The 24,056-nt window shown below is 42.3% G+C and carries 17 protein-coding genes and 1 other RNA gene; 10 read left to right on the top strand and 8 right to left on the bottom strand.

Going from position 1 to position 24,056, the window contains the following annotated elements:
* Position 1: 1 nt before the first annotated feature.
* From PR699_RS13905 to PR699_RS13890, 4 genes are read left to right on the top strand one after another with little or no spacing between them, the layout of a single operon-like run.
* Positions 2-652 carry a DUF4310 family protein gene (locus PR699_RS13905; RefSeq protein ID WP_272577851.1) on the top strand — a complete coding sequence of 217 codons (651 nt, stop codon included), beginning with the start codon at positions 2-4 and terminating at the stop codon, positions 650-652.
* 25 nt (positions 653-677) lie between these two features.
* The gene (locus PR699_RS13900; protein ID WP_014657590.1) at positions 678-1,817 is read left to right on the top strand and encodes an amidohydrolase/deacetylase family metallohydrolase; all 1,140 of its coding nucleotides are present in this window, start codon (positions 678-680) and stop codon (positions 1,815-1,817) included.
* A complete protein-coding gene (locus PR699_RS13895; protein ID WP_004925369.1) occupies positions 1,801-2,913 on the top strand; it encodes a DgaE family pyridoxal phosphate-dependent ammonia lyase in 1,113 nt (370 codons plus the stop codon). Before PR699_RS13900 ends, PR699_RS13895 begins: the two co-directional genes overlap by 17 nt.
* A 1-nt stretch (position 2,914) precedes the next feature.
* Positions 2,915-3,655, top strand: a complete 741-nt coding sequence (locus PR699_RS13890; protein WP_014657589.1) for a KDGP aldolase family protein — start codon at positions 2,915-2,917, stop codon at positions 3,653-3,655.
* 632 nt (positions 3,656-4,287) lie between these two features.
* Here the strand turns inward: PR699_RS13890 and PR699_RS13885 are convergent.
* The 3 genes from PR699_RS13885 to rsmI all read right to left on the bottom strand — a co-directional run bounded on the left by PR699_RS13885 (position 4,288) and on the right by rsmI (position 6,987).
* Positions 4,288-5,460 (bottom strand): tetratricopeptide repeat protein, encoded by a 1,173-nt coding sequence (locus PR699_RS13885; RefSeq protein WP_014657588.1) that lies wholly within the window; start codon positions 5,458-5,460, stop codon positions 4,288-4,290.
* Between the two features lie 229 nt (positions 5,461-5,689).
* An RNA gene (gene rnpB / locus PR699_RS13880) (RNase P RNA component class A) lies at positions 5,690-6,062 on the bottom strand.
* Between the two features lie 49 nt (positions 6,063-6,111).
* Positions 6,112-6,987, bottom strand: coding sequence for a 16S rRNA (cytidine(1402)-2'-O)-methyltransferase (rsmI, locus tag PR699_RS13875; protein ID WP_004925382.1), 876 nt, complete (start codon positions 6,985-6,987; stop codon positions 6,112-6,114).
* A 60-nt stretch (positions 6,988-7,047) separates the two neighbouring features.
* Here rsmI and PR699_RS13870 point away from each other — a divergent pair, with 60 nt between their 5' ends.
* The 4 genes from PR699_RS13870 to dolP are packed head-to-tail and all read left to right on the top strand — an operon-like array spanning position 7,048 to position 10,431.
* A complete protein-coding gene (locus PR699_RS13870; RefSeq protein ID WP_014657585.1) occupies positions 7,048-8,802 on the top strand; it encodes a penicillin-binding protein activator in 1,755 nt (584 codons plus the stop codon).
* A 49-nt stretch (positions 8,803-8,851) separates the two neighbouring features.
* Positions 8,852-9,235: a YraN family protein gene (locus PR699_RS13865; RefSeq protein WP_004925388.1), complete on the top strand. Its 384-nt coding sequence runs from the start codon at positions 8,852-8,854 to the stop codon at positions 9,233-9,235.
* A 20-nt stretch (positions 9,236-9,255) separates the two neighbouring features.
* Positions 9,256-9,846, top strand: a complete 591-nt coding sequence (gene diaA / locus PR699_RS13860) for a DnaA initiator-associating protein DiaA (RefSeq protein WP_004925390.1) — start codon at positions 9,256-9,258, stop codon at positions 9,844-9,846.
* 9 nt (positions 9,847-9,855) lie between these two features.
* Entirely contained in the window at positions 9,856-10,431 is a 576-nt protein-coding gene (gene dolP / locus PR699_RS13855; protein ID WP_004925393.1) for a division/outer membrane stress-associated lipid-binding lipoprotein, read from the top strand.
* Between the two features lie 60 nt (positions 10,432-10,491).
* Here the strand turns inward: dolP and mtgA are convergent, their stop codons facing one another.
* The 3 genes from mtgA to arcB form a co-directional block, all read right to left on the bottom strand.
* Positions 10,492-11,217, bottom strand: a complete 726-nt coding sequence (mtgA, locus tag PR699_RS13850) for a monofunctional biosynthetic peptidoglycan transglycosylase (protein ID WP_014657584.1) — start codon at positions 11,215-11,217, stop codon at positions 10,492-10,494.
* A gap of 8 nt (positions 11,218-11,225) precedes the next feature.
* Positions 11,226-11,876, bottom strand: a complete 651-nt coding sequence (gene elbB / locus PR699_RS13845; RefSeq protein WP_014657583.1) for an isoprenoid biosynthesis glyoxalase ElbB — start codon at positions 11,874-11,876, stop codon at positions 11,226-11,228.
* Positions 11,877-12,109: 233 nt separating this feature from the next.
* On the bottom strand, positions 12,110-14,455 hold the full coding sequence (gene arcB, locus PR699_RS13840) for an aerobic respiration two-component sensor histidine kinase ArcB (protein WP_014657582.1): 2,346 nt from the start codon (positions 14,453-14,455) through the stop codon (positions 12,110-12,112).
* 961 nt (positions 14,456-15,416) lie between these two features.
* Here arcB and gltB point away from each other — a divergent pair.
* Both gltB and PR699_RS13830 read left to right on the top strand, forming a co-directional pair.
* Complete coding sequence (gene gltB / locus PR699_RS13835; protein WP_014657581.1) at positions 15,417-19,880, top strand: glutamate synthase large subunit; 4,464 nt, start codon at positions 15,417-15,419, stop codon at positions 19,878-19,880.
* 10 nt (positions 19,881-19,890) lie between these two features.
* Positions 19,891-21,306 (top strand): FAD-dependent oxidoreductase, encoded by a 1,416-nt coding sequence (locus tag PR699_RS13830; protein ID WP_014657580.1) that lies wholly within the window; start codon positions 19,891-19,893, stop codon positions 21,304-21,306.
* A 1,166-nt stretch (positions 21,307-22,472) separates the two neighbouring features.
* On the opposite strand, the gene sspB is transcribed toward PR699_RS13830, so the two are convergent.
* Entirely contained in the window at positions 22,473-22,964 is a 492-nt protein-coding gene (gene sspB / locus PR699_RS13825) for a ClpXP protease specificity-enhancing factor (protein WP_014657579.1), read from the bottom strand.
* An 8-nt stretch (positions 22,965-22,972) separates the two neighbouring features.
* Entirely contained in the window at positions 22,973-23,614 is a 642-nt protein-coding gene (gene sspA / locus PR699_RS13820; protein WP_004925425.1) for a stringent starvation protein SspA, read from the bottom strand.
* Positions 23,615-24,056 lie beyond the last annotated feature (442 nt).

Below are 24,056 nucleotides of genomic sequence, written 5' to 3'. Positions count from 1 at the left end.
CATGACAACTGAAATTAACAAACAAGATTTTTGGTACGCGGAGTGGTCCTTCCCAATCTTTGTCGGACTGTTATCTGCTGGAATTTTTGCCGGTACTCATATGTATGTTGTTTATGGGTTCGGGGCATTTAACGAAGTTGCGTTCGTGGCAATGTTAAAAGCCGACTTAGATACGGGGGTTTACGGTGCGGTCGCCGCATTTGGTGCCAGCTTCCTATTTGCTCGTATTATCGAAGGTTCATTGGTTGGTATTTTAGATATTGGCGGTGCACTACAAACAGGGATAGGCCTCGGTGTTCCTGCACTGTTCCTTGCCGCCGGATGGGATATTTTAGTTACCAATTTCTGGATCTCACTGGTCACAGGTTTAGTGCTTGGTTTAATTATCGGCCTGATCATTATCTTTGCGCGTAAATTTACCATTGCACAAGCCAACTCCACCTTTGGTGCAGACATCATGATGGGGGCTGGTAATACCTCAGGTCGCTTCTTAGGGCCTTTGATTATCCTCGCCGCTATGGCTGCATCGATACCAATTGGTATTGGGTCACTAATTGGTTCATTGATCTTCTATGTATGGCAAAAACCCGTCGCAGGTGGCGCAATTTTAGGGGCGATGCTATTTGGGTATTTCTTCCCTCTTGCAGCCTAACCTCATGATAAAAAAGAAGGTAACTATGTATTCTCTAATCATCAAACAGGGTAAACGTATCGATGGAACACACATTGATATTCTTATTAAAGATGGAAAAATCGAAGCTGCAGGCCCTGAGTTGGCCTGCAACCAACAAGCTGAAAAATGGATTGATCTGAAAGGAAAAATCTACGTCAGTGCCGGATGGATTGATTCACATGCTCACTGTTTTGTTGAGTCTCCTATCTATTTCGATCAACCAGATTTAGCCGGTGCTGCTGGAGGTGTTACTTCATTAGTTGATGCAGGCAGTGTTGGTGCTGATGATATCGACAAATTTTATCAATTAACCCAAAAAGCCCAAACCAACGTCTTTTCATTATTAAATATCTCTCGTATCGGTATTATCGCGCAAAATGAGTTATCAGATATGAAGAATATTGATGAAACCTGTTTTCAGCAAGCGATTGAGCGCCATGAGGGTTTTGTCGTTGGTATGAAGGCTCGCATGAGTAAAAGTGTTGTTGGTGATAACGGTATTGAACCGCTGCTTAAAGCGAAACAAATGCAGAAAAAACATCGACTGCCACTTATGGTACATATCGGTAATAACCCACCCAATATTGATGAAATTGCCGATCTCTTAACACGCGGCGATATTATTACTCACTGTTTCAACGGTAAACCGAATCAAATTCTCGGTAGTGATGGTAACTTAAAACCCTCTATTGCCCGAGCATTAGCTCGAGGAGTGATTTTGGATGTGGGTCATGGCGCTGAAAGCTTTAGTTTTAAAGTCGCCGAACAAGCCATGCGTATTGGTACCTACCCAGACATTATTAGTTCCGATATCTACCACCGTAACCGCGTTAATGGCCCTGTCTACAGCCTTGCATTTGTGATGACGAAATTCCTTTGCATGGGCTTTAGTGCTGAAAAAATAATTCGTTGTGTAACAGAAAAAGCTGCCGATTTATTAGCGCTTCCCGCAAAAGGTTACTTAAAACCTGGTTTTGATGCTGATATCACGCTATTTGACCTGAAAGAAGAACGCACAGAGCTGACGGATGCAGAAGGAGAATGTCGTACTGGCACTCATCGCTTTGTGCCTATAGCGGCAATTATTGGCGGAAAACATATTGTTCATGCAGAAGGTGAATCTGAATATGCAATCGATTTATGAGAAATATCAGCTAAGACATGTGATTAACGCCTCTGGCCGCATGACCATACTCGGCGTCTCTACGCCGAGTCCAGAAGTTGTCGAACGCGTAGCTTACGGCCTAAACCATTACTTTGAGATCAAAGATCTGGTTAATAAAACGGGCGATTATATTGCCAAATTGCTCAATGTCGAAAGCGCCGTTGTCGTCTCTTGTGCTTCAGCAGGGATAGCACAGGCGATTGCTGCGGTAATCGTGCGTGATGATGATGATTTACTGCTAAATCTGCACTCATCGTCAAAAAACGTACCACGGGAAATCATTTTACCGAAAGGCCATAATGTGAATTTCGGTGCGCCTGTCGATACTATGGTGGCATTAGGTGGTGGTAAGGTTATCGAAGCGGGCTTTGCCAATGAGTGTTCACCTACACAACTATCAGCTAAGGTAACGCCACAAACAGCAGCCATCCTCTATATTAAATCTCACCATACAGTTCAAAAAAGTATGCTCAGTGTTAGCGAAGCGGCTGCCGTTGCTCGCCAACACAATCTTCCTTTAATTGTTGATGCTGCTGCGGAAGAAGATCTCACCAGTTACTACCAATCCGGCGCTGATTTAGTTATTTACAGTGGCGCAAAGGCCATTGAAGGCCCTACAAGTGGGTTAGTGATCGGTAAAAAAACCTATGTGGAATGGGTAAAACGTCAGAGCCAAGGTATTGGCCGAGCCATGAAAGTCGGAAAAGAAGGGATTTTAGGCCTGACGCTCGCGATCGAGCAATATTTGACAGCCACTAAAGAAACTGGCGCGGAGATGGTTGAGCGCATGGGTGAATTTATCGAAGCACTCAATTCGCTGCCTGCCATTTCAGCACGTATCGTTTGGGATGCGGCTGGACGTGATATTGCACGTGCTGAAATTAGTTTCGATGAAAAAATGATAGGTAAAACAACTTACCAAATCATGAATGAATTAAAACAAGGGGATACAGCAATCTATTTCCGTGAATACAAAGCGAATGAAGGCAAAGTGGAAGCTGATATTCGTAGTGTTAGCAATGAGCAACTTAATACGATTGCTGAACGTATCCGATTGTTAGTTAAAGGAATGTAGTATGAAATTATCACCAAATTTTTATCAAGATCGGGTATGTTTAAATGTACTCGCAGGCAGCCATCAAAATGCCAAAGATATTTATGAAGCCGCGGAAACCTTTGTGGTCGTTGGCGTGCTCTCTAAAAATTACCCTGATTTAACCAGTGCCATTGCAGATATGCGCATCTATGCAAAAGAAACCAATAATGCGCTTTCTATTGGTTTAGGGGCCGGTGACCCTAACCAATCCACAATGGTTTCGTTGATTTCAAAAGCGATCCAACCGCAACACGTTAACCAAGTCTTCACATGCGCTCCAATTAGCCGCGCCCTGCTTGGGCAGGATGAAACCTTTGTCAATGCGCTGGTTTCACCAAGTGGAACAAAAGGCATGGTGAAAATATCAACGGGGCCATTAAGCTCCCAAGCACCTGATGGTATCGTGCCGGTAGAAACGGCGATTATGATGCTTAAAGACATGGGAGCTAGTTCAATCAAATTCTTTAATATGAAAGGGTTAACTTATATTGAAGAGTATAAAGTCGTTGCACAAGCCTGTGCCAAATTTGACTTTTCCCTTGAACCTACAGGGGGGATTGATTTGGAAAACTTTTCCCAAATTTTACAGATTGCATTAGATGCTGGTGTGAAAAAAATCATCCCTCATATCTATAGTTCAATCATTGATAAAGAGAGTGGAAATACACGTCCAGAAGATGTACGCCAACTGCTCACAATGGTTAAACAAGCACTAAAATAGCGTTAATCAGTTTGCCTCAAAGAGTAGAGGGGGATATTTTCCCCTCTACAATAAACATCTATTATTTTGTCTATCATAAAGAATAAAATTCATATCCATAGCTCCCCCTATTAATCGCCCATAACTATGTTGACTGGTATATCGCTTTTCCACCGGAACCAAAATCAGACCGATAATTTTTTATCTCATTCATTTCTCTTGTAAACCCATATTACCAACGGGGAAACTGAAAAATATTTTTCTAATAAAGTAATGAATATCCTTATTCGCAAAAAACTCTATTAATTTTTTACTGCAACAGGCTATATCTAAATTAAAGTTTTTTCATCGCGATAGTTGCGTATTTTTCTTTCTGTATCATTAATAATGACTGGCTCACCTATTTATTACTTCTTAAACAAACGACACTTTTAAATTCCATCTAACTGACTTAATCTCCATTCATGACTAAATATACTATTTTCTACTCATCACTTTTCCAGCATTACTTTATCTTTAATAGTGATAACGTTTTTATTATTTTTAAAGCGCTCAACTTACACATTATAAAAAGGCAAAAAAAGAAATACACAAAGCAAAAATATAGCTTATTTGACGGACAATACGCTATTATATATGAGCTATTTAATTAGCTATTCATATGCAATTTTTTTCACTGGGTATTTGCGCTTAAGCTCTTTCGATAATATCGTTGCTTTTCTTAGTTCATCAATGGTCATCTGTTTTTCCATGTTATTTAACGTATCCTCATCGTATTTAACGGAATAAGCAGCTATCGAATACCATGCGTAACCTGTAACTTTATCTCCCATGTTAAAAGTTTGTCGCCCCAATTCTGTTTGAGCGCGCTCATTTCCTTGTTCCGCCGAGGCTTTCAATAGTAATAATGCTTTTTGCGGATCTTTTTTAAGATAGCTCCCAGTTAGATAATGTTCAGCAAGATGTTTTTGTGCAACGGGGTCATTTTGAGCGGCTGATTTGTTTAAATATTCAATGCTGAGGCGTTTCATATTGACCTTATTTTTAACATTAGCCATCCAATAATCGTTTTCACTGGTGATATATTGCGCAATAGCATCCCCATGATCTGCCGCCTTTTTATGCCATTCAAATGCCATATCTCTATCACGCTGAATATGAACGGTATCCTTTTCATACATGTTACCTAGCTGATACTGCGCCTCAGCATTCCCAGTATCTGCCAGTTTATTGGTTTTAATAAACAGCTTAGAGGGTTCTCTTAATTTTTGCCCTTCCATTAATGGCTTATAATTAGGCGATAATAACGGAACGATAACATTGACTTCTTCGTCAGGCTTTAGCCAATGACGATTCACATTAGAAGGATAATTATTGAATATGGGGGCAGATGTACTTGATACACTTTGATAATGCTTATCACTATTATTTTTTAATTTAATTAGAAATAAATAGTTATGAGCAATTTCATTGAGCTTCATCATCCATTCATCATTGACGTCTAATCCAAATTCATCGTTACCATTTGCATGAAGTGATAATGTCTTTGGTGATGAACCTCCCCCTAAATCAATCGACGTTTCAAGCACAAGGAAATCTCGCCCATCAATCATTGAACAGTCAATAAATTTAGTATTTTCTAATTCTGTGACTTGTTCTTTTAATAAATTAACATTATCGCAACTTTCAATTATTGAAAAAAGATTAATTTTTTGTGTTGTCGCTTTTTCATTTATTATTGATTCTATATCAATTGGCTTATAATCAAGTAAATAAGCATTCGCGTCTATCACTATAAGACTTAGAAATAAAGCGAGATATTTCATTGTATAAACTCTCTTTTAGAATGGGATATTTCTCTTATCGGACTTCATTATATGGTATTACCAATATTATTCGAATACGATAATTTACTATAAAAATTTGGTATGCATGACACCCTATAAAAACGTACCAATGAAAAAAGATGCAGCCTTTAGGCCCCCAAAAGATAGGCACTATCGCATATGAGTATAAAAAATGCCCCACCGTACTCATGCACGTTGGGGCGTTTATTTGAGGAGTCGGCCGATAAGCCGGGTTCTGTCGTGGACAACCATTCATCTAGGCCAGCACTTGCGCACTGGCTCCAGCAACCTACCCGAGTTCAATGCGGGCCGCATCATATGAACCCCTATTTGGTCTTGCTCCGGGTGGAGTTTACCGTGCCACGGACTGTTACCAGCCGCGCGGTGCGCTCTTACCGCACCCTTTCACCCTTACCTGAGCCTGTAAACAGGCCATCGGCGGTTTGCTCTCTGTTGCACTAGTCGTAGGCTTACGCCTCCCAGACGTTATCTGGCACCCTGCCCTGTGGAGCCCGGACTTTCCTCCCCTCTACCCGTCTCCCAAAGGACAACGATAAAGCAGCGGTTGTCTAGCCAACTCCGAGGCGGATTATAGGCACTTTATCTATTCATGTATAGGGGTTTGTACCGTTATTCCTCGTCACTTGATTGTTCAAGCATCAATTTATATAAGCGGTTCTTTTTCAACCCGTATATTTCGGCGGTAATCGCAGCCGCTTTTTTCGGTGGCAACTCTTGCTGTAATAAGTTTAAGGTACGGATCACTTCCGGTGAAATATCATCCTCATCTAGATTCGCTTTATAGCCTTCAACAACCAGCACCATTTCGCCTCGATGACGGTTTTCATCTTCTTTAACCCACGCTAATAATTCACCGACAGGACGCCCTTCGATTGACTCCCAAGTCTTGGTTATTTCACGAGCAAGTACAACATGCCGTTCTGGCCCCCACACTTCAACCATGTCTGCTAAACTATCGAGTAAGCGATGTGTTGACTCATAAAAAATTAATGTGCGAGTTTCTCGTTCAAGTGCTTTAAGGGCGTCTTTACGACCTTTACTTTTGGCGGGTAAAAAACCTTCATAGCAAAAACGGTCAGAAGGTAACCCCGCAGCACTGAGAGCAGTGATAGCGGCGCATGCTCCCGGTAATGGAACAACGCGGATCCCGGCTTCACGGCAGCGAGTGACTAAATGATAACCAGGATCGTTAATTAAAGGTGTACCTGCATCGGAAACTAATGCGATACTATCACCCTGTTGAAGTCTGCTAATTAATTGATCTGCCTTCTGCTGTTCATTATGATCATGTAAGGCAAACATGCGTGCATTAATGGCAAAATTCTGCAACAGCATTCCTGAATGCCGTGTGTCTTCTGCAGCGACAAGGTCAACATGTTTAAGAACATCCAGCGCACGTTGCGTGATATCGCCCATATTACCGATAGGGGTAGGCACAATATACAGCGTGGATGCCATAACCACTGCTTGATTAGGTTGATTCATTGTTTCATCCGAATAGCCGGTTTAAAATTAAGCAACTGAAAATACACCACTGGATACAGTATGCGTCCTTCAATTTTTTTGCATGTAAAAAAAGGGTTAATCTGCACGGCAATGCTATCTGCTTTAGTGTTGTCAGGCTGTCAACTCACAGGGGATAACAGAGCACCGATCACCCCAACGACACCTGAGCAAATCAGCTCTGAAGTCAGTCGTTATCAGTCTATCATTGATTCTGCACAAGGTAAGCCTTCCGTTGAGGCTTTACGTGCCTATATCAGCCAAGAGCCATTGCTAACAGAACAAGCTGCTCATCAGGCAAATATCGATGGTACGTGGCAAATGTTAACACAAATGACACCTAATCAGGTGGAGGGAATTGGAGTCGAAGAAAATACCCTCGCTGGATGGGTTGATTTGTTGGATATCTACCTCAATAACCGTGACGATATTGATGCACTACGTGCCGGTATTAATGACTGGAAAATCCGTTATGCGGATCACCCAGCGGTAAAAACCCCACCAAATCAACTTACTCAGTCATTGCAACCACCAGTTGGAACCTCACCAAAAATTGCGCTTTTCCTTCCTATGAGCGGTCAAGGGAAAGTCTTTGGTGAAGCTATTATGCGGGGCTTTATGGATGCACAAAAAGGCTTACCACAAGCCCCTGTGGCAACCAGTAATAGTGCACCAGTAGCAACACCTGAGGCAAATAGCGGTAACGATGTATTAGAGCAAATCTATGCGGAAGTTGCAGCGACCACAGGTAATAATAGCCCAAGCAGTGAGTCTGAAGTGGTCAATCCTTCGTTGAACATTGCGCCCGCGCCAACCAATACCCAAAGTGTCAAAGTCTTTGATACGAATGGGAAGTCACTGCCTCAGTTACTGCAACAAGCACAAAGTGAAGGCTTCACGTTAGTGGTTGGTCCACTATTGAAACCTGAAGTACAAGCGATTGCGCAAGCAGGATCGCCATTAAGTGTATTGGCACTGAATGAATTAGATGCCGATAAGCTACAGCCACGCCCAAATCTTTGCTATTTTTCCTTGTCGCCAGAAGATGAGGCCAAAAATGCTGCTGCACATATGATGGCCGATGGGAAACGTGCTCCATTGCTTCTCGTTCCTTCAAATGCCTTTGGTGAGCGTATTGCTAAAGCATTCGCTGAAGAGTGGCAATCAAAAGGTGGCGCAACCGTACTCAAACAGTCCTTTGGATCTACTGCATCGCTCAAAGAGTCGATAAACCGCGGCGCGGGTATTCGCATGACAGGTATACCTGTTATTGTTAATCAGCAAGTGGCGGCAAAATCAATCGATGGACAAAATTATCCTGAGCTTACTCAGCCTGAGCCGCAAGTAAGTTCAGCGAGTGCCGTTGATGCGGTCTATATTGTGGCGACTCGTGATGAATTAACTTTAATCAAACCAATGATTGAAATGGCGATTAGTAGCCGCCAACGCCCTGCGCTCTATGCTAGCTCACGCAGTAACCAAGCAGGTAATGGCGCTGATTTCCGTTTCGAAATGGAAGGGGTTAAATTCAGTGATATTCCATTGTTAGCGGGTGCAAATAATAATTTGCGCAAACAAGCTCAACAAAAGCTCAACAATGACTATTCCCTATTACGTCTTTATGCGTTAGGGGTCGATGCTTGGGCACTCGCGAATAACTATGATCAATTACAACACAATGCTCAATTCCGCTTACAAGGTGCATCTGGTGCCTTAAGTGTCGATAAAAACTGTGTTGTATACCGCGATCTTCCTTGGTTGCAATTCAATCAAGGGCAAATCAAATTGGCAAAATAAATTTTGTCGCGCAATTAGGATAATTGCCAAACTTTAAGACAAGGACGTCATGCAACCTCTCAAAAAAACATTAAAATGGTTAACTGGCCGGTACTATGAAAATCGGGTACTGGCTTTCCTGCAACAACAGGGGTTAACATTTATTGAACGAAATGCCAGAAATCGCCATGGTGAAATTGATCTTATCATGCGTGATAGCACTGGTTGGGTATTTGTTGAAGTACGTTTTCGCCAAGATAAGCAATATGGTGGAGCACTGTTATCAATTGATCGGTGCAAACGCAGAAAACTGATTGCCACCGCTAAATATTGGCTTGCCGAAAAACAAGAAAGCTTCGAAACTACCGCATGTCGTTTTGATATCTGTGCGATTACTGGTCGTCAGTTTGAATGGATACAGAATGCCTTTAACGATAGTGAACATGTTGGTTAATTTCACAGGAAAATAAGCAAGTGCTGGATAGAATTAAAGTCTGTTTTACAGAAAGTATTCAAACTCAGATAGCAGCGGCAGAAGCATTGCCGGATGCAATATCACGGGCAGCAATGATGATGGTTCAATCACTGCTAAATGGTAATAAAATTTTGTGCTGTGGAAATGGTGCTTCAGCGGCAACAGCACAACGTTTTGCCGCGAGTATGATCCATCGGTTTGAAACTGAGCGTCCGAGTCTTCCCGCACTCGCACTAAATACGGACAATGCCGTTTTAACCGCGATTTCTGGTAGCAAACAACCAACTGAAATATATGCTAAACAGGTGAGAGCACTGGGTCAGCATGGTGATGTTTTAATGGCTATCTCAACACATGGAAATAGTAGCGATATTATCAAAGCGGTTGAAGCTGCTGTGACGCGGGATATGACGATTGTAGCACTGACGGGTTATGATGGTGGCGAGCTAGCTGGCCTCTTAGGCCCTCAAGATGTGGAAATACGCATTCCATCACAACGTAGTGTCAGGATCCAAGAGGTCCACCTTCTTACCGTGAATTGTCTTTGTGATCTCATCGATAATACACTTTTCCCCCATCAGGATGATTAAGGAGCAAAAATGCGATTACTCCCAATAGTAGCCATTGTTGTCAGCATGACAATGCTACAAGGCTGTATTGGCGCTGCCGTTGTTGGTTCAGCGGCGGTTGCCACCAAAAGTGCGACAGATCCTCGTACGGTCGGTCAGCAAGTTGATGATGGCACGTTAGAAGCTCGTGTCAGTGGTCAACTCAACAAAGATAAAGACATTACAGGCAAAGCGCGCATTATTGCGACAGCATATAAGGGAAATGTTCTGCTAACCGGCCAAAGTCCTGATATGTCATGGGCTGAGCGAGCGAAGCAGATAGCAGCAAATGTCGAGGGAACCAATGCGGTTTATAATGAGGTCCGCCAAGGAGAGCCCGTTACTTTAGGAACAGCGTCAAAAGATACTTGGCTCACAACCAAAATCAAATCCAAAATTCTCACTAGCGATGCGGTGAAGTCCTCCAGTGTGAAAGTGATTACTGAAAATGGTGAAGTATTCTTGCTAGGTGTTTTAACTAAGCAAGAAGGTGATGCTGCTGCAAAAATTGCCAGTGAAACAGATGGCGTCCGTCGTGTCACGACCGCTTTTACCTATCTCAATTAATCATAAACAATAATATATTGTTATAAAAACAAAAGTCATGAGTAAAAATTCATGACTTTTTTATTTGGTCGGACCAATAGCGTTGCTTTTCAGATAATTCCTACCTCCAAGAAGGTACATCTGATTCAAGATCCAAGCCTGCCGCTTTAACACATAAGAAGAAGGTGATTCTACCTTAAATCGATGAGGATTTGGTAGAACTGCTGCTAATAGTGCAGCTTCCTCCATAGTTAATTGATTTGCTGACTTTTTAAAGAATTTTTTTGATGCCTCTTCAACCCCAAAAACCCCATCACCAAACTCAACTATGTTTAAATAAACAGTAAGGATTCGTGTTTTAGACCACATAACTTCCATAATAGGAGTCATCGTTGCTTCAAGCCCTTTTCTTATCCAACTTCTCCCATTCCATAACCAAAGGTTTTTTACTGTTTGTTGAGAGATAGTTGACGCGCCTTGAATCGTCTTTTTTTTACTCATATTATGCTTATAAGCCCTCTCTATCGCTTCGAGATCAAAACCCCAGTGATGAGGAAAATTTTGATCTTCGGCGGCTATTACCGCCAAATACAGATAGGGAGAAATGTGATTTTCATCAACCCACTCAGAATGAGAAACATAAGAAAAGTTTAAGTTTATCCATGCGGATATTTGCTTTTCTATCATGACGGCAGAAAATGGCACTGGTAAGAACTTAAATGCAATCACAGTCAAAAACCAAAAAGCGGCTAATGAAAGAAAAACTTTCCTTAACCAGCGCCATAATAGAGAAATTTTCACTCTCATTTAGTTGATCATGCCATTTCTAATACTTTCTCAACGAGCTTATTAATACCGATTTCAGCCTCTGAGATCGATTGAGCCAGCATATAAGCAGGTGTTGTAACGACTTTGTTAGCATGATCGACCACAATATTATCGACAGTACAGGTAATGTGCTTACCTCCCATCTTTTCAATGTGGGCAATCGTTTCCTTATCGTTACCAATTGTTAATTCAACTGATGTATTTAAAAGCTTAGGAAGCATAACGGGCGCAATACATATTAGGCCTAATGGCTTTTTCTGTTGGTGCATTTGTTGGACTAAACTTAATAGTTCTTTATTAATTTCACAGTCACTTCCTTTAACCGCGAAATCACATAAATTCTTTGCTGCACCAAAACCACCAGGAATTATGAGGGCATCTAGCTTATTTGCATCCGCAGAGGATAAAGGCGCTATTTTCCCACGAGAAATTCTTGCAGCCTCCTCCATTTGATTGCGTTTTTCTGTTTTTACTTCACCAGTAATATGATTTATAACAGTAGGTTGATCTTCATCTGGTGCAAAAAAGTGGACTTCGACATTTTTTTTACTTAAAGCTAGCATAGTTAATACTGACTCATGGATCTCGCTTCCATCAAAAACACCACATCCACTTAAAATAACCGCAATTGATTTCATATCTCGCTCCATTTGTAGTAAATTATCACTGAACCGCAAAAAGGGAATAAACATCAATCTTCATCACAGATTTTAATGAATCTTGTAACAAATTCGCTAATATTTGGTATCTTGGTATTATTCTCTTAAGCAGTAAACAGATTCTAAAGGTCTGCCCAAAAAGAAAACCATAGGTAGATCAACGATTTCCCTGGTGTTGGCGCAGTATTCGCGCACCCCAACTTCGGTTGGGGTTATTTTTTTGCACGCCCGTCAACGTAGTTTCTCAAAGTTTCTATATCCGACTTCCAATCCTGTTTTAACTCATCCACCCACTCTTGTACATTATCCCACCAAGCAGGTAGTTCAGGTGATTGAATTTGTTGTGCAATTTTTTGCAAATTTTTCAATCCTACAGAGCCTGCGGCCCCTTTAATTTTATGCGCTTCTTCGACGATACCTTTCTGATCTTTTGCCACCATATTGGAATCTAAAATCGCTAAATAGCTTGGTAGCATTTTTTCAAAGACTTCGAGGCCGTCATAAATAACTTGCGGGCCAACCAACTCCATATACTGTTCCAGCATCTCACAATCTAGCACGGACTCATCAGTATCGCCGCAAACGCTTTGTATGCCCTTCTGAGGCGTTTCATTCGCATGCTCACCCCAGAACTGCTCAATGACCTGTTTAAGGGCTGAGACGGCCAATGGCTTGCTTAATACGCCATCCATGCCTGCATCGAAATACTCTTTCTTATCTTTCAAAACATTCGCCGTCAGTGCGATTAATGGAGGGAGATCCTCTTTCTGGTAGCGTTGATTCAATTCACGAGCAATATCAATTCCCGTCATATCTGGCAGTTGAATATCTAGTAGCACTAAATCGTATTCACCAGGAGCGAACATCGTTAATGCCTCTTTACCGTTCATGGCAACATCAACGGTATTTCCTAATTTCTCCAGCACAGAGCAGGCTACGACGACATTTAGCTCAATATCTTCCACAAGCAAGATATGTAAAGCAGGTAGTGGATACTCATCGTCATTGACTTGTGAATCAATCACTTCTTCTTCAATAACAGGTGCTACAATGGATAGCGTAAAAATTGAACCTTGCCCAATTTCACTTTCAACTTGAATATCCCCGCCCATATTTTGTGCAAGGCGGCGTGATACCGACAGCCCGATCCCAGTGCCTGTTGCGGGTTTGCCACCCGCACTGTCTGTTACTTGGTAATACATCGCAAAAATTTTATCTAGCTCATCTTTCGGAATACCAATACCGCTATCTTGAACACGGAAGAATAGCTTATCTTCCCCTTCTCGCCAGATACTCAATTTAACTTCACCTTGCTGAGTGAACTTGACGGCGTTTCCAATGAGATTCCAGAGAATTTGACGAAGTCGGGTGCCATCTGTCAGCACTTTTTCAGGCAGTCCAGCCGCCACATCCATGACAAACTTCAACCCTTTCGGTTGAACTAAAAGACCACTGAGATTTTCTAAGTCATTGACAAATTGAGGTAAAGCAACAGGTTGATTATCTAATTGAACTTTACGACGTTCTATCTTATCCATTTCGATCACGTCATTGAAAATGTTCCCTAATGTGACCGCACTAACATGGATGGTTTTCAGATAATTCATTTGTTCCGCCGTTAGGTCGGTGTCTAACAAAATACGGCTTAGCCCGACAATACCATTGAGCGGCGTGCGAAGTTCGTGGCTAATTGTTGAAATAAATGTCGTTTTATCGCGGCTTGCGTTCTCCAATGCCTCTTGATAGCGCTTACGCTCTGTAATATCACGCCCAAAGCCCATTAGACCATGTCGCTTACCAACCCGATCATAAAACGGCACTTTACGTAGCTCAAAACACGCTTTTCGCCCATCCGGATAAACGAGCCACTGTTCATAGGTGAGAGAAACATTGTGGCGGAATACCTTTTCGTCGGTTTCCATCACTTTAGAGGCGATTTCAACATCATAAATATCTAACGGGGTTAACCCAACAAGGTGTTTTTCACTCTTACCTGTTAACAGCTCCATTGCCCGGTTACACCCTGAAAACTCATTGTTTTCATTACGGTAATAGACCAAATCTGGCGATGCATCAAGAAACGAACGCAATAATGTGGACTGCTGCTCAAGCTCAATTTGTGTTTGCTCGCGGTGTTTCATTTCTTGTTTTAATTGCTCAAGCAATTCAAGATGCGCGCTTTCCGCTTTTTCCCGCTCAATAATTTCCTGATTAAGCTGCTCTATGTTGCCTTGCAATTGCGTATTAAGTTCAGCATCGCGCTTACGCATCACTTCCAGCTTATCGACCATGCGAGAAAGGCGCTGCCGAGACTCTTCAAGTTGTTCAACCACCACAGATAAAAAATAGACAGCTAATGGTGTAATAATTAAACCAAAGAAAATAGAGCCAACCAAATCAAGGCTATCAACTTGACCACGCAATACAATTGTCACCGCCATTTGCATTATCATTGCGAGAACAACCAATGCAGATGCGAGTAAGAGCGAAAACCGGACGAGTCCGAGCTTCATCATTAAATCGACATAATATTGCGCAAGACCGCGAAGTACTTTCATAACCACCCCTTAATATGATACTCATTGAATCATATATCAAATAAGGCAAATCCGAGTCATTGTTGATAAGAAATGTCGATCCTGCTCATCAATAAAAGGGATTTTTTGTTACTCATACGATTACCCCCCCTCTTTATTCACGGTCTTTATGCTCGATACCTTATTATTCAAAAATAAAATAATACGCGATATTCTTTAATTGAAGCACGTTCCTTATCTAAAATACACTTTATTTTTCAAAAATATAAGCATTTATAATAACAAACAACTACATTATTAATTTTATAAAACAACAAAAAACAGAATAAAAAACCAGCCTAACTCTTAAACTAAAAACATTTAATTATTTAATAAGTAAAACTCGATAGAGTTAGCGCAAAAAAAATCAATTTATTGGTGATGTATATCACAGTATTTACAAAAACAAGACGTGCATCACAAAAGCATTTTTGATAAGTTTTTCTTTCTTTATCAAATAAATAACATTATTTTATCTTGCAAATAATGCTTATTACGCACTATTTGACCTAGAAAAGGAATCTCGCTAAGTTAAAACCTGACCGTGTACCGCCCTCTCTGCTGATGACGTATACATAACAATTACTCCCATACACTGTTTATTTTTTATTAAGAATAGAAACAGCGACTCATTGGCGCTGTTGTTTGGTGTGCTCAAAAGATAACCAGCAAAAAAGATGAGTAAATGAATGAATTAACCCAAAGCAATAAGCCAGAGCAATAAATAGAAGAAACCAAGATAACCCATTGAATTTATTTACAGTGAAGAGCAAAGAAGTACGCCAATACAGTTGTAGTTAAAACCTCTACGGTAGCTATTTCCTAGATATTTCGCGCTACAACTAGGCATAAAGAACCGGTTCCCTGAAAGTAGAGCAACACTCTCTATTCAGCGGAAAAAACATAGCAATAACGTTGTAGTACGAAAGACGACGGAGAATCTATGCTGTACGATAAAAGATTAGAGAAAGACAACTGTGGTTTTGGCCTGATTGCCCATATCGAAGGTGAACCTAGCCATAAAATCGTCAGAACCGCTATCCATGCACTCGCCAGAATGCAGCATCGCGGTGCAATCCTCGCTGATGGAAAAACAGGCGATGGTTGCGGCTTATTGTTACAGAAACCTGACCGCTTTTTCCATTTAGTGGCACAAGAGCAAGGGTGGCGTTTAGCACGTAACTATGCCGTTGGGATGATCTTTCTAAGTCAAGATGAAACCATTGCAGCAGATTGCCGACGTATTATTGAAGAAGAGATCTTAGATGAAACCTTAGCGATTGTTGGGTGGCGTGAAGTTCCTATTAACCGTGAAATTCTTGGCAGCATTGCACTTTCTAGCCTCCCGAAAATTGAGCAGCTATTTATCAATGCCCCTGCCGGCTGGCGACCACGAGACCTTGAAAGACGCTTATTCGTTGCCCGTCGTCGTATCGAAAAACGTATTCATGACGATGATTTTTATATCTGTAGCCTATCTAACCTTGTCACCATTTATAAAGGGTTATGTATGGCAACGGATCTGCCCCGTTTTTACCCTGATCTCGCCGACTTACGAATGGAATCTGCTATCTGCCTTTTCCACCAGCGCTTTTCAACCAATACCGTACCACGTTGGCCACTGGCCCAGCCATTTCGCTATTTAGCACATAACGGGGAAATTAATACCATTACAGGCAACCGCCAATGGGCGCGGGCGCGCTCATACAAGTTTCGTACCCCCCTGATCCCCGATTTGCAAACAGCGGCACCTTTTGTCAATGAAACCGGATCAGATTCAAGCTCTCTCGACAATATGCTCGAATTATTGCTCAATGGAGGGATGGATCTTATTCGAGCGATCCGTTTACTTGTTCCCCCCGCTTGGCAAAATAACCCCGACATGGATGAAGATCTCAAAGCCTTTTTTGACTTCAACTCCATGCATATGGAGCCTTGGGATGGCCCAGCAGGTTTAGTCATGTCTGATGGCCGTTATGCTGCTTGTAACCTAGATAGAAATGGTCTACGCCCAGCCCGTTATGTGATTACCAAAGATAAGCTCATTACATGCGCTTCTGAAGTTGGCATTTGGGATTACCAACCTGATGAGGTGGTCGAAAAAGGCCGTGTTGGCCCCGGTGAGCTAATGCTAATCGACACCCAAGAGGGGCGTATTTTACACAGTGCGGAAACGGATAATGACCTAAAGAGTCGTCATCCGTACAAAGAGTGGCTTGAAAAAAACGTTATTCGGTTAACGCCATTTGAAGCCATGGAGCAAGCGCAAGATGCAGTAGGGCAACGCTCCATGGACAACCAAACCCTTGCCTCATATCAAAAGCAATTTGCTTACAGCAGCGAAGAGTTAGAGCAAGTTATCCGAGTCCTTGGTGAAAATGGCCAAGAAGCCACAGGGTCAATGGGGGATGACACCCCATTTGCCGTGCTTTCACAGCGTCCACGCATTCTTTATGATTACTTTCGCCAGTCATTTGCACAAGTCACTAACCCCCCTATCGATCCACTTAGGGAAGCACATGTGATGTCACTTGCCACCTGTATTGGGCGAGAAATGAATGTGTTTTGTGAAGCGGAAGGGCAAGCGCATCGGCTCAGTTTTAAATCCCCTATTTTGCTCTATTCTGATTTCCAGCAATTATGCCAACAAGATAGTCGCTACTATCAAACAGCCACTGTCGATATTACCTATCCACCTTCTGTTTATTCATTAAAACAAGCGATTGAAAATCTGTGCCAAGAAGCGCAGCAAAAAGTGCGTGATGGCGCCGTATTATTAGTGCTTTCTGACCGTAATATTTCACCAGAGCGCTTGCCTATTCCTGCCGCAATGGCCGTAGGTGCCGTCCAGCACTGTTTAGTTGAAAACCATTTACGTTGCGATGCTAACTTAATTGTCGAAACAGCCAGCGCCAGAGACCCACACCACTTTGCGGTGTTATTAGGTTTTGGAGCAACGGCTATCTACCCTTACTTAGCCTATGAATCACTCGCAGCAATGGCGGAAAAACAGCTGTTTGATAAGCCTCTTGGTAATGTTTTGCTGAATTACCGCAATGGTATTAATAAGGGGCTATATAAGATCATGTCGAAAATGGGGATTTCGACAGTGGCCTCATATCGCTGTTCAAAATTGTTTGAAGCCGTTGGCTTACATGAAGAAGTCACCCAACTGTGCTTTGACGGTGTAGTCAGTCGAGTTAGTGGAGCTAACTTTAGTGACTTTGAATTAGACCTATTTAATTTATCCCGTAAAGCATGGCTACCGCGTCTACCTATAGAGCAAGGCGGTTTACTCAAATATATGCACAATGGTGAGTACCATGCCTACAACCCTGATGTGGTAAAAACCTTACAGCAAGCCGTCCACAGTGGTGACTACAATGATTATCTAAAATATGCGCAACTGGTGAATAATCGCCCAGTCACGACGTTCCGTGATTTACTCACCTTAAAATTTTCAGATAATGGAATTTTGCTGGACGATGTAGAGCCTGAAGAAGCGCTATTTTCACGTTTCGATACCGCTGCAATGTCGATTGGGGCATTAAGCCCAGAAGCACATGAAGCGTTAGCCATCGCAATGAACACGCTCGGTGGTTTTTCCAATTCAGGCGAAGGTGGAGAAGACCCCGCACGCTACGGTACACAAAAACGTTCACGTATCAAACAAGTCGCTTCTGGGCGTTTCGGCGTCACTCCGGCTTATTTAGTCAATGCTGATGTCATTCAAATCAAGGTGGCTCAAGGCGCGAAACCGGGTGAAGGTGGGCAATTACCGGGAGACAAGGTCACCCCGTATATTGCACGTTTACGTTATTCCGTGCCCGGTGTCACCTTAATTTCACCACCACCACATCACGATATTTATTCAATTGAAGATTTGGCACAGCTTATTTTTGACCTCAAACAAGTCAACCCTCACGCTCTTATTTCCGTCAAACTGGTATCTGAGCCGGGTGTTGGCACTATAGCGACAGGGGTTGCAAAGGCATATGCTGATTTGATCACCGTCGCAGGTTATGATGGCGGAACTGGAGCGAGTCCAATTACCTCGGTTAAATACGCTGGGTGCCCATGGGAGCTTGGCCTTGTAGAAACGCAGCAAGCTCTTGTCGCCAATGGGTTACGTCATAAAATTCGGCTACAAACAGATGGCGGCCTAAAAACGGGCCTTGATATCATCAAAGCCGCTATATTAGGCGCCGAAAGCTTTGGTTTCGGCACAGGCCCCATGGTTGCATTAGGTTGCAAATACTTACGCATATGCCATCTCAATAACTGTGCAACCGGTGTTGCAACACAAGATGATTCCCTGAGGCAACATCACTATCATGGGTTACCTGAGCGGGTGATTAATTACTTTCGATTTATTGCAAGGGAAACCCGCGAGCTAATGGCGGCATTGGGTGTGACTAAACTGACTGATTTAATTGGTCGCACAGATTTACTTGAAATTATTGAAGGTACTACGGCAAAACAGAGCAAAATTAACTTGCAAAGCCTATTAGCGACGAGCGTACCACAGGCTGGCACAGCGGTGTTTTGTACTGAAAAGAACCCTTCTTTTGATGAAGGTTTATTAAACCAACGTATTTTACGTGATGCAGAGCCTTATTTAGCCCAAAAACAATCAAAAACCTTTTTCTACGATATCATGAATACCGATCGTTCCGTTGGTGCCGCACTCTCTGGTGAAATTGCTCGTCGTTTTGGTGACCAAGGCTTTGCAGCAACACCGTTACAACTCTATTTTACAGGAACAGCGGGGCAGAGCTTTGGCGTGTGGAATGCAGGTGGTGTCGAGTTGATTTTAACGGGTGATGCTAATGATTATGTTGGCAAAGGCATGACGGGAGGGATTATCGCGATCCGTCCACCGGTAGGCTCTTCCTTTGCAACACATAAAACCACCATCGCGGGTAACACCTGTTTATATGGCGCCACAGGCGGTAAACTCTATGCAGCGGGTCTAGCTGGTGAACGTTTTGCGGTACGTAATTCAGGTGCAACCGCCGTCATTGAGGGGATTGGTGATAATGGTTGCGAATATATGACAGGTGGGATCGTCTGTGTGCTTGGTAATACAGGGATCAATTTTGGGGCTGGTATGACAGGCGGATTCGCTTATGTTCTTGACGAAGAAGATAACTTTTCACGTCGAGTTAACAATGAAATGGTTGAGTTGCTATCCGTCAATGAGTTGCCTATCCACGCAGAGCATTTACGTGGGCTCATCACTGAACATGTCCGCTTAACACATTCATCCCGTGGCGAGGCTATCTTAGCTGATTGGGAGTACTGGGTAAGCCGTTTTGCATTGGTGAAGCCCAAATCCAGTGACATCAATGCGCTCTTAGGCCATCGTAGCCGTTCAGCAGCCGAATTACGCGTCCAAGCACAGTAAGGAGAGAAAAATGAGCCAGAATGTTTATCAATTTATCGACTTACAGCGTGTTGACCCGCCGAAGAAAACATTAAATGTTCGTAAGATTGAATTTGTGGAAATCTATGAACCTTTTAGCGCGATCCAAGCACAAACACAGGCAGATCGCTGCCTTTCATGCGGCAACCCATACTGTGAATGGAAATGCCCTGTACACAACTATATCCCTAATTGGTTAAAACTAGCGAATGAAGGGCGTATTATTGAAGCCGCTGAGCTTTCTCATCAAACCAACAGCTTGCCTGAGGTATGTGGTCGAGTGTGTCCTCAAGATCGCCTATGTGAAGGCGCATGTACCCTAAACGATGAGTTTGGTGCTGTCACTATCGGTAATATTGAGCGCTATATTAATGACACAGCCTTTGCAATGGGCTGGCGTCCCGATCTTTCCCATGTTGTGCCAGTCAATAAACGTGTTGCAATTATCGGGGCTGGCCCTGCTGGTCTCGCCTGTGCCGATGTTTTAGCGCGCAATGGTGTTCAAGCAACCGTGTATGATCGCCACCCTGAAATTGGGGGATTACTCACTTTTGGTATCCCTGCCTTCAAGCTCGAAAAAGAGATTATGTCTCGCCGTAGAGAGATTTTCACCGCTATGGGAATTGAGTTCAAACTGAATACGGAAATTGGCAAAGATCTGCCTTTAAGTGATTTGCTCAATGAATATGACGCCGTATTTATAGGTACAGGAACTTATCAATCAACGAAAGGGCAGCTAGCCAATGAAAATGCCCATGGCGTCCATGATGCCTTGCCGTATCTGATTGCCAATACGCGTCATTTAATGGGGTTTGAGGAGTTACAGGATGCACCTTATATCGACCTCAACAATAAGCATGTTGTCGTGCTTGGTGGTGGTGATACTGCAATGGATTGTGTCCGTACTGCTATTCGGCAAGGTGCAAAAAGAGTTAGCTGCGCTTATCGTCGAGATGAAGCGAGTATGCCAGGGTCGCCTAGAGAGGTAAAAAATGCGCATGAAGAAGGCGCTGAATTTTTATTTAATGTGCAGCCAGTCAGTATTGAAGTCGATCAACAAGGAAAAGTATGTGGTGTTAAGGTGGTGAAAACCAGTATGAGCACATCTAAAAATGGTCGTGCTCAAGCTGAAATCATTGAAGGGTCTGAGCATTTGCTCCCCGCAGATGCCGTGATCACCGCCTTTGGTTTTCGTCCACATGTTATGCCTTGGCTCGCAGATCACGATGTGCAACTCGATAATCAAGGGCGTATTATCGCGAGTCATGATGCGCTTTTGGCCTACCAGACTTCAAACCCCAAAATATTTGCAGGGGGGGATATTGTCCGAGGCTCTGATTTGGTTGTCACCGCAATCGCTGAAGGGCGTAAAGCTGCCGATGGTATTTTATGTTTTATGGGAGTCTAATTGCTAACGCCTTAGTAAGCGACCGATAGGCCGTAGTGATACCCCCTCCTAATGCCAGTCAGCTAAACTGACTGGCATTTTCTTGTCAGGATATTGATCGGATTTAGATTTATGGCTTATCCATGTATTGCAAAACACCGATTTTCGCGTTTTCTAGTTTGTTTCGTTTTCAACCTAAAGATCATCTATCTCGCGAATCAATCTCATCACACAAATACAAACCCATAAAAAAATAGTGCGGTTCGATTTATCAATAGTCATGAGAGCCGCTATTTAATTATATTAGGAATGGTTATATAACGTTCATAACAAATATTGATGAGCGGCTTCGACTACTTATTAGTAATTTTAGCTATATGTGTTTGTCCCATCTAAAGTGCTACAGCACGATACTATTTTATCTAAGCCTTAAGCTTCGTTAAATGACTATAGAGGGTAACTCGTCTCACTCACTGATAAGGGATAATAAAGTCTACAATTCATCAGACGCTTTCTTTCTCGATAATATTTTTCAATTATGCGTAATTACGAATAAAACCATTTGTATAAAGATAATATCAATATACAAATGGCTATCTCGAAGTGATCGCCTAAATAGGTCACTGAGAGTGTTTATCGGCATGATTTAATCGCTATCTATACCGATTATGTTGAAATAAGTGACAATATTATTGATATTTATCTCACTCAACGAATAAAAGATCAGATCCACTCTCGTGATATCAGTTGGGATTATTATATTGATGCCCAAGATATATGTGATTTTTGACTAAGAAATATAACTGTAGAAGAGGCTAGATAAAGCCAAAGTAAAAGTAGCTTTCAGTAATTATACGTATCATCCAGCATCGCTAGTTGAATTATTAAAAGGTTTATCTGGCTGGAAAATTGATGCTGTAGTTCTTCTTGAACGCGATAGCAAGCAGCTTACTGATTAACTGGTTAATATAAATTGGTGTATCTCAATTAATAAGGAGTGGACAGCATCACCGATGCTAGAAGTAAGTAGACTCAATCAGCAACACCATAAAAAAATCCGATATTATATTCCTTAATATCGGATTTTATATATTCAAAGGGTCATCTGCCATTTCGCCAATTTTTTCTTTATTGATCAGCGTCGAAGATGCTCTTCCCTCTATTTTTTAACCTAGATAACTTACCAACTATTTGATAACTCTGAGAGATGGCCTACCTTTAGGGGGTGGCGTTGGTTCATCATCCGATGCTGTAGATTCATCACTTGTCGGCTCTGATTCGTGAACTAACATGATGTTATCCGCTGGGTTATCTTCAACCACTTCTGGCTCACCTGATAATTGCTCTTCATAGGCTGTTTCAGGTTCGAACATCATGCCAGCCCCATTTTCACGAGAGTAGATAGCGATAATCGCAGCCATCGGAACATACACCTGACGAGGTACGCCACCAAATCGTGCGTTAAAACGTACTTCATCATTTGTGATCTCAAAATTACCAACCGCACGCGGCGCCACGTTCAAGACAATTTGCCCATCACGAACAAATTCCATTGGTACGTTGGTATTAGGAACGGAGACATCAACTACCAAATGCGGCGTCATATCGTTATCGAGCAGCCACTCGTAATGCGCGCGTAACAGATACGGGCGTCGAGGTGTCATTGGTGCCATTTCCATCATGACACTTAGCCTCGTGCCGAAAGACGCATTTCGCGCTCTAATTCAGTCAGTGAAGCCAAAAATGCGTCACGTTCAAAAACACGTTGCATATACATTTGCAGGTGCTTGCTGCTTGAAGGCTTCAGTTCAATACCCAATACAGGTAAACGCCATAATAGCGGTGCTAAATAGCAATCAACGAGACTGAACTCTTCGCTCATAAAGAAAGGCATTTCAGCAAAAACGGGTGACACCGCAATCAGCTCTTCAGCTAATTGGCGACGCGCGTTATCGGCTTCCTGTGCACTTCCCTTCTCAATTTTGTACATCAGAGAATACCAGTCTTTTTCAATGCGATGCATCAGTTGACGGCTAGTACCACGCGCAACTGGATAAACAGGCATTAATGGAGGATGAGGGAAACGCTCATCAAGGTATTCCATGATGATATGTGGGTCATATAGGGTCAGATCACGGTCAACAAGAGTAGGAACACTCTGGTATGGGTTTAGATCAATCAGATCTTGAGGCAGATGACCTTGTTCGACATGTTCAATCTCAACGCTAACCCCTTTCTCAGCCAAAACGATACGGACTTGATGACTAAAGATGTCGGTTGGCCCTGAAAATAATGTCATTACCGAACGTTTGTTAGGAGCGACAGCCATTAAAACCTCCAAGTTGCATAAAAATGAACTAAACTGTAATAAGTTTTTTAATAATTACGAGCCCGCTCATTTTAAAATCCCCTGTGCTAAAACTCTCATTTATCCATATTGAAAGCCAGCACAACCCTCTCGCAATAATGCTGCGAGAAATAAGAAAATAAAAAGCAGTCGCATATTCTAGCAGATTTTGTGCAACTTAGGGGGATGTTGATGAAAAAATCATAACTAAATGTCTTTTAAGACAAATAAAAACATAAAAAATAGAGCATTAACATACTTAATGAAAACTTATTAGCATATAAACCTTGAAGTTAACTCTAAAGTTATCATTTTCAGAAAGAAAATGGTTTTTCTCAAAAGTGAGTAAATTACCTAAAGATCAGTAACTGAGACTAACAATATACTGTTTGCATAATTTTTATATGCAATAGATTTATATTAG

Origin of the sequence: Providencia sp. PROV268 (assembly GCF_028477805.1) — a bacterium.
Classification (GTDB): Bacteria; Pseudomonadota; Gammaproteobacteria; order Enterobacterales; family Enterobacteriaceae; genus Providencia; species Providencia stuartii.
This window is presented reverse-complemented; position numbering and strand designations above follow the sequence as displayed.